Source organism: Bacillus sp. SLBN-46, from assembly GCF_031453555.1.
Classification (GTDB): domain Bacteria; phylum Bacillota; class Bacilli; order Bacillales; family Cytobacillaceae; genus Neobacillus.
In genome coordinates, this window is the sequence record NZ_JAVIZM010000001.1 from 4,032,140 (window position 1) to 4,045,210 (window position 13,071).

General features: G+C 39.5%; 13 protein-coding genes. 1 reads left to right on the forward strand and 12 read right to left on the reverse strand.

Going from position 1 to position 13,071, the window contains the following annotated elements:
• Nucleotides 1-16 precede the first annotated feature (16 nt).
• Entirely contained in the window at nucleotides 17-820 is an 804-nt protein-coding gene (locus QFZ87_RS20530; RefSeq protein ID WP_309865647.1) for an alpha/beta fold hydrolase, read from the forward strand.
• Between the two features lie 62 nt (nucleotides 821-882).
• Here QFZ87_RS20530 and QFZ87_RS20535 read toward each other — a convergent pair whose 3' ends face one another.
• From QFZ87_RS20535 to odhB, 12 genes are all read right to left on the reverse strand, one after another.
• On the reverse strand, nucleotides 883-2,523 hold the full coding sequence (locus tag QFZ87_RS20535; protein ID WP_309865649.1) for a long-chain-fatty-acid--CoA ligase: 1,641 nt from the start codon (nucleotides 2,521-2,523) through the stop codon (nucleotides 883-885).
• Nucleotides 2,524-2,847: 324 nt separating this feature from the next.
• Nucleotides 2,848-3,468, reverse strand: a complete 621-nt coding sequence (locus QFZ87_RS20540; RefSeq protein WP_309865651.1) for a YitT family protein — start codon at nucleotides 3,466-3,468, stop codon at nucleotides 2,848-2,850.
• 114 nt (nucleotides 3,469-3,582) lie between these two features.
• The gene (locus tag QFZ87_RS20545; protein WP_309865653.1) at nucleotides 3,583-4,479 is read right to left on the reverse strand and encodes an oxidoreductase; all 897 of its coding nucleotides are present in this window, start codon (nucleotides 4,477-4,479) and stop codon (nucleotides 3,583-3,585) included.
• Between the two features lie 31 nt (nucleotides 4,480-4,510).
• The gene (locus QFZ87_RS20550) at nucleotides 4,511-5,389 is read right to left on the reverse strand and encodes a GNAT family N-acetyltransferase (protein ID WP_309865656.1); all 879 of its coding nucleotides are present in this window, start codon (nucleotides 5,387-5,389) and stop codon (nucleotides 4,511-4,513) included.
• Nucleotides 5,390-5,442: 53 nt separating this feature from the next.
• Nucleotides 5,443-6,612, reverse strand: coding sequence for a tryptophan synthase subunit beta (trpB, locus tag QFZ87_RS20555; RefSeq protein WP_309865659.1), 1,170 nt, complete (start codon nucleotides 6,610-6,612; stop codon nucleotides 5,443-5,445).
• A gap of 164 nt (nucleotides 6,613-6,776) precedes the next feature.
• A complete protein-coding gene (locus QFZ87_RS20560) occupies nucleotides 6,777-7,970 on the reverse strand; it encodes an ABC transporter permease (RefSeq protein ID WP_309865661.1) in 1,194 nt (397 codons plus the stop codon).
• Complete coding sequence (locus QFZ87_RS20565) at nucleotides 7,967-8,659, reverse strand: ABC transporter ATP-binding protein (RefSeq protein ID WP_309865663.1); 693 nt, start codon at nucleotides 8,657-8,659, stop codon at nucleotides 7,967-7,969. The genes QFZ87_RS20560 and QFZ87_RS20565 overlap by 4 nt, the downstream gene beginning before the upstream one ends.
• Nucleotides 8,656-9,783, reverse strand: a complete 1,128-nt coding sequence (locus tag QFZ87_RS20570) for an efflux RND transporter periplasmic adaptor subunit (protein ID WP_309865665.1) — start codon at nucleotides 9,781-9,783, stop codon at nucleotides 8,656-8,658. Before QFZ87_RS20570 ends, QFZ87_RS20565 begins: the two co-directional genes overlap by 4 nt.
• An 86-nt stretch (nucleotides 9,784-9,869) precedes the next feature.
• Nucleotides 9,870-10,256: a YknW family membrane protein gene (gene yknW, locus QFZ87_RS20575; RefSeq protein ID WP_309865668.1), complete on the reverse strand. Its 387-nt coding sequence runs from the start codon at nucleotides 10,254-10,256 to the stop codon at nucleotides 9,870-9,872.
• On the reverse strand, nucleotides 10,246-10,539 hold the full coding sequence (locus QFZ87_RS20580; RefSeq protein ID WP_309865671.1) for a hypothetical protein: 294 nt from the start codon (nucleotides 10,537-10,539) through the stop codon (nucleotides 10,246-10,248). The genes yknW and QFZ87_RS20580 overlap by 11 nt, the downstream gene beginning before the upstream one ends.
• A gap of 142 nt (nucleotides 10,540-10,681) precedes the next feature.
• A complete protein-coding gene (locus QFZ87_RS20585) occupies nucleotides 10,682-11,602 on the reverse strand; it encodes an aldo/keto reductase (protein ID WP_309865673.1) in 921 nt (306 codons plus the stop codon).
• Nucleotides 11,603-11,754: 152 nt separating this feature from the next.
• Entirely contained in the window at nucleotides 11,755-13,011 is a 1,257-nt protein-coding gene (gene odhB, locus QFZ87_RS20590; RefSeq protein ID WP_309865675.1) for a 2-oxoglutarate dehydrogenase complex dihydrolipoyllysine-residue succinyltransferase, read from the reverse strand.
• Between the last annotated feature and the right edge of the window lie 60 nt (nucleotides 13,012-13,071).

The window sequence follows — 13,071 nt, forward strand, 5'->3', positions numbered from 1 at the left end:
GGAGGAGTAGTATACTATGCCTACTACAAATGCAAACGGAATCAATCTTTACTATGAGGTTCATGGTCAAGGTGAACCTTTACTATTAATTATGGGGTTATCACTCAATTCCAAGTCCTGGTTTAGGACACTGCCTGCTCTTAGTGAGCACTACCAAGTGATTATTTTTGATAATCGCGGGGTAGGATTAAGTGATAAACCAAATACTCCTTATTCAATTGAGCTTATGGCAGAGGATGCTAGAGCCGTCTTAGATGCTGCTGGGGTAGAATCAGCCCATGTATATGGCATTTCCATGGGTGGTATGATTGCCCAAAAATTAGCAATCAAGTACCCTGAACGGATTCAGTCACTGATTCTTGGCTGTACCACATCGGGTGGTGTTAATCATGTACAACCTGGTGCAGATGTCAGTATGCTCATGCTTTCGAGAGGCTCCTCCATTGCAACACCAGAAGAAATGGCTTGGGCTACCGCTCCGATTCTCTATAGCCAATCCTTCTTGGAAGAACACCGTGAATTGGTTGCTGAAGATATCCAAAAACGCATTGAGATCCCTATCCTGCCATATGCGTACATGTTACAACTCCAGGCCTGTCTCACCCATAATACCTACAATGAAATAGACCAGATACAAGTTCCTACCCTAGTCATTCATGGTGATGCAGATAAACTAGTACCATATGAGAATGGTGTCACGTTAGCAGAAAAAATCCCAAATGCAGAATTCCTAACGATCCAAGGGGCAGGTCACATTTATGTTACCGAAGCGAATGATTTTGTAAATAATAGAGTGCTTGACTTTTTAAAAAATAAATAAATAATGATGAAAAAATGCCCGAACACGGAGAGTAATCGGGCATTTTGTTAAACTTTCCTTTATTAAGCTTTCACTTTCGCAAGCTCTTGGTCTCGAAGGACTCGTCTGAGTAATTTCCCAACAGAGGATTTTGGCAGTTCGGAAAGGATTTCCACTTCTTTTGGTGCCTTATATGGTGCAAGGTTATCCTTAGCATACTGGAGGATTTCCTCTGTTGATAGAGTATATCCTTCAATTGGCTTAATGAATGCCTTAACCGTTTCCCCGCGATAATCATCAGGGACACCAATTACAATCGCTTCCTCCACGCCCTCCATTTGGTAAAGAACCTCTTCAATTTCTCGTGGATAGACATTGTAACCGCTTGCAATAATCATATCCTTCATTCGATCAAGGATATAAAGATACCCTTCTTCATCCATTTTCGCAATATCTCCGGTAAACAGCCAGCCATCCTTCAACACATCTTCTGTGTCTTTTGGACGGTTCCAGTACCCCTTCATAACCTGCGGACCCTTAACGATTAATTCTCCCGCTTCACCGACAGGTACATCTACAAATGCCCCGTCTTCCGTCTCCCGAACAATTCTCACTACAGTACTTTGAACCGGAATACCAATACTGCCATATTTCCTAGGTACAAATGGAGGATTAAACGCGATAGTTGGAGCCGCTTCAGAGAGACCATATCCATCCCTTAGTGTAGCTCCAGTTATTTTTTCAAAGGTTTTTGCTTGTTCAACCGGTAGTGGTGCACCCCCGCTGCCTACATACCATAATTCTTTTAAATCACAGTCTTTTAATAGTTCAGGCTGACTGTTTAATGCAAAATACATGGTCGGAACTCCTGCAAAGATAAATGGCTTCTCCCGCTTAATGGTTTCTATAATCTCCTTCACTTCAAAGCGAGGAAGGATGATTTGATTGGCACCCTCTCTAATACCACATAGCGCCACACTAGAAAGGCCGTAGACATGAAACATCGGAAGAACCGTAATCATTTTAAATGAATCAGGAATCTGTTCACATGTGTTATAAATAAAATCACAGACCTGATTAAAGTTTGCTAGCAGGTTATAGTGTGTCAGCATGACACCCTTAGGCACACCTGTTGTTCCACCTGTGTACTGTAAAACAGCAACATCCTCATGTGGGTCAATCTCAATTAATGGAATCTCTGCATCAGCTTGAAGGCATTCTTCAAAATAGTAATCCCCTTCAGCTAGTTCCTTCCGTTCCCCACCAAAGCTGACCACTATCACTTTTTTCAAGAAGGTGTCAGATTGAACCTTCTTCACTTTTGGATAAAAGGCATCCAGCGCCACCATAAACTTGGCCCCTGAGTCATCCAATACGTAGGCGATTTCCCTTTCTACGTACATTGGATTGACTTGGACCGCAATTCCACCTAAGCGGAAAATAGCAAATAATGTGAAAACGTATTGCGGACAGTTCGGCAGCATAATGGCCACCCTGTCACCTTTCTTTAGACCTTCTTTATGTAATGTAGCAGCTAGCCGGTCGACCATCATTTTTGTTTCATCGAAACTGAATACCTTTCCATAAAAGGTGAAAGCAGGTTTGTCCCCAAAACGATTGACAGCACTTTCTAAGAAATCGTAAAGTGATTCGTGCTTTACACTTACATGCTCATCCACTCTAGGGTCATAAAGCTTCAACCAAGGTTTCTCCTGATAGATCATACATACATGCCTCCTTATGCATCATATTATTTTTTATTACACCTAAATTATTGTAAGGAATGGAAAATTTGTAAACGCACGAATCTCGACACCTTTCCTCATTTGTACTTGTTGATATTTCATAAAAAATAGGTAAACATTTCATTTCCACACGAGATTCAGGAGAATCAAACTTGAAAGCCGTCGAATATTGTCAAAAAGCAAGCTGTTGTTCACAAAACCTTAACAAGAAATCATGAAATTTTTTTGACAAACTAATTCGGCTACCTTCTAAATAAAAAAGAACTTTGGCTTTAAGCTTTACCAAAGTTCTAGAATGTGTACTTATGCATTTTGAATCGAAAAATCAATCGTTTTATAGGCGACAAAAAAAGTTGCTAATGAGTAAATAGCCTCCTTTAATCCAAAAATAAAAATTGAACTACTGAAAATAAAAAAATTTAGAAATAGAATATATTGTCCAATTGAAAAGCGGGAACGTTTGCTGAATAGAATGGCGAGTACCTCAGTCCCATCTAAGCATCCACCAAATCGTATAGTGATCCCCACTCCTAAACCTAAGATAATTCCACCTAGAATAATCACTAATAGAGGCTGATGTGTTAAAGCAGGATATGGCTCTAGTACATAGGTTCCCACTGACAACACGAGAATAGCGAATAGGCTTAAAGCCAGAAACCTTTTACCCAGGTAAGAATAGCCGATTATGAAAAAGGGAGTATTCAATAACAGAAGGAACAACCCTACCTCTTGACGTGTAATATGAGAAAGGATGATGCTGATTCCAATTACGCCCCCATCAATTACATAATTTTTGACCAAAAATAGCTGCAAGGAAATGGCAACTAGCGATGCCCCGCAAAAAATAGAACAGCCTCGTATATAAAAGGAAATGCTACTCGATCGATTATTATCTATGTAATAGTTAATCCTTTTTCTGAACATAGTGCTCCCCTTTTATAAAAAATAGCGTACATGCTTAGTTAATTATATTCTTTGTTAAATCAAAAAAGTCCCCTATTTAGCAGTCATAGGGGACTTCATGTTGCTTAAAAGTTTTTATTTAGAAAAATCGTACGTTACTCCAGTTAATCTTTCGGATACTTCCCAAAGCTTCTTCATGGTTTCCGTCTTGTACACACCAGGAGCTGGAGTTTCTATCGTTGGTTTTCCTTTTCTATTTCCTCTGCCATCAGGACCTATGTATTCTCCGCCCTTCAAACTTGGTTCTGTTGCTGCATATATTGCTGGCAACGCTCCCATTTCCGCTGGTTGAAAAAATACTTTCATGAGAGCTTTGAAATACCCCGGCGCCTCTCTTTTTCCTAATTTAAATAAATTCGTTGAGGAAATACCAGGATGGCAAGCAAGACTAATTGTTGGAAGAGCATTCTCCTTTAACCTATTGTCTAATTCCTTTGAAAATAATAAATTAGCAAGCTTGCTCTGCCCGTAAAACTTCATACCCTTATAGCCTTTTGATCCATCAAGATTATCAAAATCAATGGAGGCTCCTCTATGTGCAATACTGCTGAGTGACACCACCCGTGATTGTGGCGTGTTCTTAAGCAATGGTAGTAATAGGCCTGTTAATGCAAAGTGTCCTAAATGATTACTTCCAAATTGCAATTCGAATCCGTCTTTTGTTAAACCATATGGGGGCAGCATTACTCCTGCATTGTTGATCAAGATATGTAAGGAATCATATCGTTTCTTATACTCTTTCACAAAATCTCTAACACTAGTTAAATCAGCTAAGTCGAGTCCAATAACTGCAACTTTTGCTTGAGCTACTTCCTTCACAATAGACTCTGCCGCAGCCTTGCCTTTTTCTTCATTCCTTACAGCTAAAATAACTTCAGCACCACTCTTACTTAATGCCTTCGCTGTTTCATAGCCAATACCGCTATTTGCTCCTGTAATGATAATTTTATGGCCTACTAAACTTTTTACCAACACCCTACACCTCCTATTAAAATTTACAAAGTTACGCCTGAGATGTAATCGGATGCTTGAATTTTTCAGGCAATGTAACGTTTGTAAGATTCTTTATAAAAAGAACATTACTAGATTGGTGAATCTCCTTCGTAATAAGGAACTCACAATTATCTAGATGAAAATGAAAAATGATTTTTCTAATCTCTGGTGAGGCAATCGTGTTTAGGATTAATCGAATATCTACTTCCTCAGTTGAAACTATATCATAAAGATGAATGGTATCATCTTCTTTCTGAAAAATAACCAGTACCTTTTCATCCTCAAGATAATAGATGTCCTGACTAAACACCATTATGCAATAAAACATTAAAAGTTCCTCACTGCTTGCTGTTCCAAAAATCTTTGAAACTGAATTTCTATTTGCAGCTAAGGTGTAGATAAAAGATAAGTCTTCTGTGTTGCTCCCATCTAATTTCTTTATTCTCGATGGGTTCGTAGGTTCAAAATCGTAGTTCGTTGAAAACTGAATTTCATCCATAGCCTTGAACCCAAACTTAGGATAGAAATCCAACACCGTCTGATTGGCAAACAAATAGACAAGGTCGACATTTTTAAAATCTTCTAATACAATCTCCATAAGTTTTCTCGATAACCCTTGATTTCGATAATCTGGATGTGTCATAACCGTTCCGATTTGTATGGCTCGCTTACTCTCACCTTCAATCACCAAGTTTAGAAGATTAACCGAGACATTCGCAACTACTTTACCTTGATCAATAAAGGAGTATGGCTGATATTTTTCTGTCCAGTATCCATGTTGATACCACGTTTCAAATTCAATTCCAAATGTATCTAAGGCCAGCTCATTAAAGCTTCCCCTTAACGCTTCATTCTCTTTATATCCCTTTTCAAATTTTAAGACTTCCATATGATACCCCCAAAAGAAAAGGGCGAGGCATTTTACTCCCCGCCCTTTCCCGTTTATTTATCTTTTAACATCTTAAATACCTGTTCCACATCTTTATCGCCGCGACCAGATAAGTTTACAATCAACACGTCTTCAGGAGATAAATTTTTTGCCAGTTTAATTGCATAGGCCACTGCATGGGAGCTTTCTAATGCTGGGATAATCCCTTCCGTTTTACTAAGCAGTTGAAACGCTTCTAACGCCTCTTGTCCCGTAACCGTTACATATTCTGCTCTTCCGCTAGTTTTTAAATGGCTATGTTCAGGTCCGACCCCAGGATAATCTAGTCCAGCAGCGATTGAATACGTTTGTTTCGGCTCTCCCTTTTCATCCAATAGTGTTAAACATTTAAAGCCATGAATGACAGCTGGAACGCCTTCAGTTAGGGTAGGGGCTTCCGCTGGTTCCACTCCAATTAATCGAACAGAGGGTTCGTCAATATAATGAGCAAATGCACCGATTGCATTACTGCCACCACCTGCACAGGCAACAACCGCTGTTGGCAGTTTCCCTTCTTTTTCAAGTATCTGACGTTTGGATTCTTCACTAATAATAGATTGGAAGTGTTTCACCATTGATGGGTATGGGTGAGGGCCAACAGCCGAACCCAATAAATAAAAAGTATGTTGATAATTTTGGACTAAGTCACCTAATGCTTCATCGACAGCATCCTTTAGGCGCCCCTGGCCTTTTTCAACTGCAACCACTTTTGCGCCTAGTAATTCCATGCGGAACACGTTAAGAGCCTGCCGCTCCGTGTCCAGCTTCCCCATATATATGATACATTCCATCCCAAACATCGCACAGGCAGTAGCAGTGGCTACGCCGTGCTGTCCAGCACCTGTCTCCGCGATAATTCGCTTGGCACCCATCCGTTTGGCTAATAGAATTTGCCCGATGGCATTATTAATTTTATGAGCACCTGTGTGGTTTAAATCCTCTCTTTTGAGATAGATTTTCGCTCCACCGATTTGTTTTGTTAGATTTTCTGCATAGGTTAACGGGTTTTCTCTGCCAATATACTCTTTAATGTAATAGTTGAACTCCTCGATGAATTCAGGATCATCCTTATACCGTAAAAATTGCTCCTCTAATTCGTTCATTACCTGCTGTAAATCCTCAGGTATAAAACTTCCACCAAATTCTCCAAAGTATCCTTTATTTTCTACGCTCGTACTCTTCATTCTCAACTCGACTCCTTCTAAACTATTAATTTGGGAAAGAATACCGAAATATTTACTGAATATTCCATGAAATCATTTTAACACACAGCTATAATTCCGCAAATCTATAGCTTTTAAAAAAAGCCCGCACACAAAAGTGCAGACTTTCTTTGATGAGGATAACATTATTCATATCTTAATGATTCAATCGGATCAAGCTTCGAGGCCTTGTTTGCTGGAAGCAGTCCAAAAATGATACCTATTACCATCGAAAACAGCACTCCACCTAATACTACCTGCCAGGAAACTAAGGATGGCCATCCTGCAATGAAGCTTACAATTGTGGCAGTTCCCCAACCAAGAACGATTCCAAGAATCCCCCCAATAAAGGTTAATGTCATGGATTCAATTAAAAACTGTGTTAACACCTGACCTCGAGTCGCACCTAGAGCCATACGAATACCAATCTCTCTTGTTCTTTCCGTTACGGATACGAGCATAATATTCATAACTCCGATACCACCAACAAATAGTGAAATCCCGGCAATACTTCCGATGATTAAGGTCATAATTTTCGTCACTTGCCCAATTCCTTGAGCGATTTCTTCCATGTTAATGACCTGATAGGATTTTTCTGTATTATGCATCTTATTTAACAGTCTTGAAGCCTTTTTACCAGCAATCTGCAGCTGTTCAGCAGATGCCGCCTGGAGTGTTACTTGGGTATAATCACTGCTGCCATACATATTTCTCCACGTTTGGAAGGGAAGGTAAACCTCCATTGACCCAAAAGAAAGAAGTCCAGTAGGCTTTTCTAGTACACCGATGATTTCAATTGGCTGATTGGCGACCATAATGATTTTGCCAACAGGATTGTCCCCTTTAAAGAGTTCCTCCTGCATTTTGGAGCTAATCACTCCGGCTCTCCTTCCACCGAGAAAATCAGAAGCAGAGAAGTTTCGCCCCTTTGTTACTTTTAGTTTATTTAACTTTAAAAAGGACTGATTGATCCCAGTTGTAGAAACATCGGCCGTATCCTTTTGAAATCTTGCTAGCGACAATTTTGTGCTTGATGCTACCACTCTCTTAATCTCTGGGATTTGTTCCAGCGCACGAATATCTTCTTGTTTAAATGGAGCTTGAAGGAACACATTAGGGTTTGCCCTCATTTCTTCATCAGACGGTTGATAGAACATTTCGATTGTATTTCCTGAGCCAGTAATCTGTGTTTTCAGCATGGCTTCCCCACCCTGCCCAATCGCTACTACAATGATGACAGCTGCTACACCGATAATAATTCCTAGCATAGTAAGAATACTTCGCATCTTATGGGCCTTAAGAGAGCTCAATGCCATGATTAGATTTTCCATAAAACTCATTGCAACATCCCCCTATCAATTAGTGTAGGGGATTGGATTAGTCCATCCCTTACCATGATAGTCCTGTTTGCATATTGAGCAACTTCAGATTCATGTGTGACCACAACTACCGTTACGCCTTCCTCATTTAGCTTACTAAACTGATCCATGATGTCAATGCTTGTTTTTGAATCAAGTGCCCCTGTCGGTTCATCTGCTAAAATTAGCTTTGGCTGGTTAACAATCGCTCTCGCAATCGCCACGCGTTGCTTTTGTCCCCCAGATAGTGCATTTGGAAGGTGGTTCATACGGTCTGACAGGCCTACTTTAATCAATGCCTCTTCCGCGCGAGCTTGCCGTTCTTTTTTTGAAATTCCGGCATAGATCATCGGGAGTTCGACATTTTTTAAAGCGGACAATCGAGGCAGGAGATGGAACTGTTGAAAAACGAAGCCGATGGACTGATTTCTTACTCTAGCTAACTCCTTATCGTTATAGTGTGATACATTTTCACCAGCAAGAAAGTACTCACCCTCTGTGGGCTTATCCAAACAGCCAATAATATTCATTAATGTGGATTTTCCCGAACCGGATGGACCCATAATCGCAACAAATTCACCTGACTCAATCGTCAGACTGATTCCGTTTAATACATGTACATTCTCTTTCCCTAGCATAAACGATCGTGTGATATTTTCTAAGCGAATCATTTGACCTTCACTTCCAGCCCATCCTTAAGTTGTTCAGGTCCATTTATGATGACTTTGTCATCCTTTGAAACACCTTCAAGGATTTCAATCTTATCTCCTGACGTGATACCTGTTTTCACCTTTTGTTTACGCGCCTTTCCATCCTTGACAACATACACATATGGCTGATCTCCATCATCATGTAAGGAAGCTACTGGAAGAACCATGGCCATCTTTTTGTCTGTTTCAATTTCCATAATGACCTGGAACCCTGGTTTTAATGCTTTTGTATCACCCGAGATGTTAACCGTTACAGGATATTGCACTGCCTGACTGCCGTTTTGAAGACCAGCTTGATTTTGCTGTGGAAGGACACTAATCGTAGTGACTTCTCCCTGCCATTCTTGTTCTGGTACTGCGTCCGAACGCAAAGTAACTTTTTGTCCACTGCTTACCTTTATAGAATCGTATTCAGATAAGAGTCCAGCAGCAGTTAATCCTTCAAGGTTTCCGATATGTATAAGGGGCTCAAGATTCGATGCTTCCCTTGTAGATGCGTTTGGGTCTTTCGCTAATAAAACCATTCCATCTATCGTACTCTTAATTTCTAATTCACTTTGACGTTTACTAAGCAAATCTTTTTGAAGGGAGGCTTGCTTAAGATCAATATTGGCTAATTTTTTTTCCATTTCAAGCTGCTCACGTTCAGGGGCAAGCTGTTTTTTAGCTTCCTCTTTTCCAACCTGTTCAGCTAATGTTGTTTCTTTTTCCTTAAGCTGTTTTATTTTTTTATCTAGTTGGGTAATTTTTAGATTAGCTGATTCAATGGCTAATTTATTTTGCTCCCTTTCCAGGTCGAGTTGAGGATTTTGAAATGTGGCCAACACTGTACCTTTTTTAACCGTCTGCCCTTCTTTAACGAGTAAATCCTTCAATTCGCCTTTTTCTGGTGAAGTATAAACCACTTGTTCCTCTTGCAATTTAACTGTGCCGGGAATCATTAATAAAGAGGATATTTCCTCTTGTGTCATTTGTGCGGTTTTTACAGAAGGTCCTTTTGCAAAAACCTGACGGTAGACGCTTACTCCAATCATTAAAATGATTAAGCTGACAACACCTATGGTAATCCATATTTTCTTTTTCATTTTATGCGGACAAAAGAAGAGTCCCGCTCTTCAAGAGGGGAACTTCCCTTCTCCTGTTCTCCCTTCAATATTTCAAGTTTTGTAGTTTAAAGTTTTGGCGCGCCTTGTAACAAGGTTCCGATTAAACCAAAACCAATCCCGATTAAGAAGAAAATAATTGCAATGGTCCAAGCAAGCCCCTTTGAGAATTGACCTGTTTTGTGAAGTCCCAAAGCCGTTAAAATTAATGTCCAAATACCGAATACTTCGATTGAGCCTAGGAACCCGGCCTTATCTTGATTAAATAATCCTGCTAAACTAGTAACATATATTTCAACGTCCCCACCTATCGCATACCTAATTGCCATATTTAAAATAAGACCAACAGCTCCGATGACCATAATAAAAGTATTCATGGAAAATAACTGTTTAAAGGTTACTGATGAACTCGAAATCTTAGCTATCGCCAATTGGATGGCACTGCTAATCAACACACCCAAAATAGGCGAAATGATCTGTTATTGCTACTGTAATTTTAGTAATGGTTAATACTATTTCTACCTGATCTTCTGGGAGCCCCTGATCAATTAACGTTGAAGCATCAATGCTAAAAGCCATAAAGACGGTTCCTATTGCATATAGAATACTAACAATCACTAATGGTACCAATATTTTTGGATTTTCTCTTATTCTCTCAAACTGTTGCACAGGATTTGTAAACATTCCAAATAAACTTGGTTTCTCTTTTTGTACATTAACCTCATTTTGTAATTCCATTTTCTAACCCCCTATTTCCACTTATGTAAAATATTCCTAGTAGGTATACGGCAACCTAGTTAAAAAGTTTCACTTTTTTTCAACAAATTGAGGGCACAAAAAATAGGACGAAGATTTCTTCGCCCTACGTTTTATTTTTTTATTAAGGTACGATATTCCCTGCTGCCTTGTAGATGGAATACCATTCTTCTCGTGTTAATCGGATATCGGATCCTTTACATGCATCCTTTATCCGCTCTACTTTTGTTGTTCCAAGCACGACTTGAATATTTGCTGGGTGACGTGTGATCCATGCTGTTGCGATAGCCGTATTTGTCACACCATATTTTTCAGCAATCGTATCAATTACCTGGTTTAACTCAGGGTACTTTTCAACATCACCTAAAAAGGAGCCTTCAAAGAAGCCATGCTGGTACGGTGACCATGCTTGCATCGTAATGTCATGTAGACGGCAATATTCTAAAACACTGCTGTCCCGATTAATCGATTGATCAATATTCATATTCAATGAAATTCCAGAATCAATCATTGGGGTGTGCGCAATGCTAAATTGTAGCTGGTTTACCACCAATTTATATGGAATGTATTTCTGCAACAGTTCTATTTGGGCTGGATTATGGTTCGATACACCAAAGTACTTTACTTTTCCGTTCGTATGGAGTTCTTCAAAGGCCTCAGCAACCTCAGCAGGATCCATTAATGGATCTGGACGATGAAGTAGTAAAATATCGAGGTATTCGGTGTTTAACCTTTTTAAAATCCCGTCAACAGACGAAATAATATACTCTTTTGAGAAATCAAAAAAACCAGAACGAATCCCGCATTTACTTTGGATAATCATCTTTTCACGTATGCTTGGATTCATTTGAATCGCTTCTGAAAAGATCTCCTCACTTTTTCCTTTACCATAGATGTCTGCATGATCGAAGAAATTAATCCCTTCGTCCATTGCAGTACGAATTAAGTTTTCAGCCTCAGACAAAGACAGCTGAGGTAAGCGCATATTTCCCATTATGATATTGGAAGATTTTATATCGGTATTGGCAATGTTTATGTATTTCACGTAAAAGCCCTCCTTTTCCTAATCATTCATTATACTCTAACTATCTTATAATTCCAAAAGTGAGCATCAATAAATAAAAAAGAAAGCGAAAAAAACAAACAGACCTAAAGGGTCTGTTTGTAGATGAAGTTTATTGAAATTCTATGAAGCTCTTATCCTTCTAATAATAATGAGTGTGGATCTTCTAACAATTCTTTTACAGTCGCCAGGAAGCTAACTGCCTCTTTTCCGTCCACAATTCGATGATCATATGAAAGTGCAATATACATCATTGGATGGTTTTCCATTCGTTCACGATCAATCGCTATTGGTCTTGTCTGTATTTTATGCATACCAAGAATCCCCACTTGAGGACTATTCAAGATAGGTGTTGACATCAACGAACCAAAAACCCCGCCGTTAGTAATTGTAAATGTTCCTCCTTGCAAATCATTAAGAGTAAGGGCATTATCACGAGCTTTTTTACCAAGATTGCTGATATCTTGTTCGATTTCCGCAAAATTCTTCTGGTTTGCACCGCGTACAACAGGTACGACCAAGCCTTCAGGTGCTGCAACAGCAATTCCGATGTCATAAAACTTCTTGAGAATCAATTCATCACCTTGAATTTCGGCATTTAACAGAGGAAATTGCTTTAAAGCTGAAACTACGGCTTTAGTAAAGAACGACATGAACCCAAGACGAACACCATGTTTTTCATAAAAGGCATCTTTTCGTTGACTGCGTAGGTCCATAATAGCCGACATATCGACTTCGTTAAATGTGGTCAACATTGCTGCTGTGTGTTGAACTTCTACTAAGCGTTTAGCGATAGTTTGACGACGGCGGGACATTTTCACACGTTCCACTGGTTTGTCAAATTCTTCATCTATTTGTTGTAACACCGGTTTTTGGCTTGATTTTTCCATTTTTGGTTCTTCTTTTACCACAGGAGGTGTCGGTGTATGTGCTTTTACATCTTCAGGTCTAATTCTGCCAAGTGGATCCCGGCTGCTTACTTGGGATAAATCGATGCCCATTTCTCTTGCCAATTTTCTTGCCGCTGGTGAAGCGATTGGACTTGCGGCTTTTGAAAGTTCAGGCTCAGGTTGTACACTCTGTTGATTTAAAGTTTCTACTTCTGCCGTTTTTTCCGGTGTAGAAGTTGGAGCAGATGGCGTTGCTCCTGCACTAGTATTTTCTTCGATAATAGCAATTACATCGCCTACTTCAACAATATCGCCAGGTTCTTTTAAAACCTTTGTTACTACACCTGAGTATTCGGCATTTAATTCAATATTAACTTTGTCAGTTTCTAGCTCAACAACACTATCACCTTTAGTTACTTTATCACCAATATTAATGAGCCATTGTGCTATTGTTCCTTCTGTAATGGATTCTGCCAGTTCTGGTACTTTGATTTCAATCATGTGTGTATCCTCCTAGAAATGATGTTAAATCTTCGATTATGTTAGTCTACTCAACTCTAG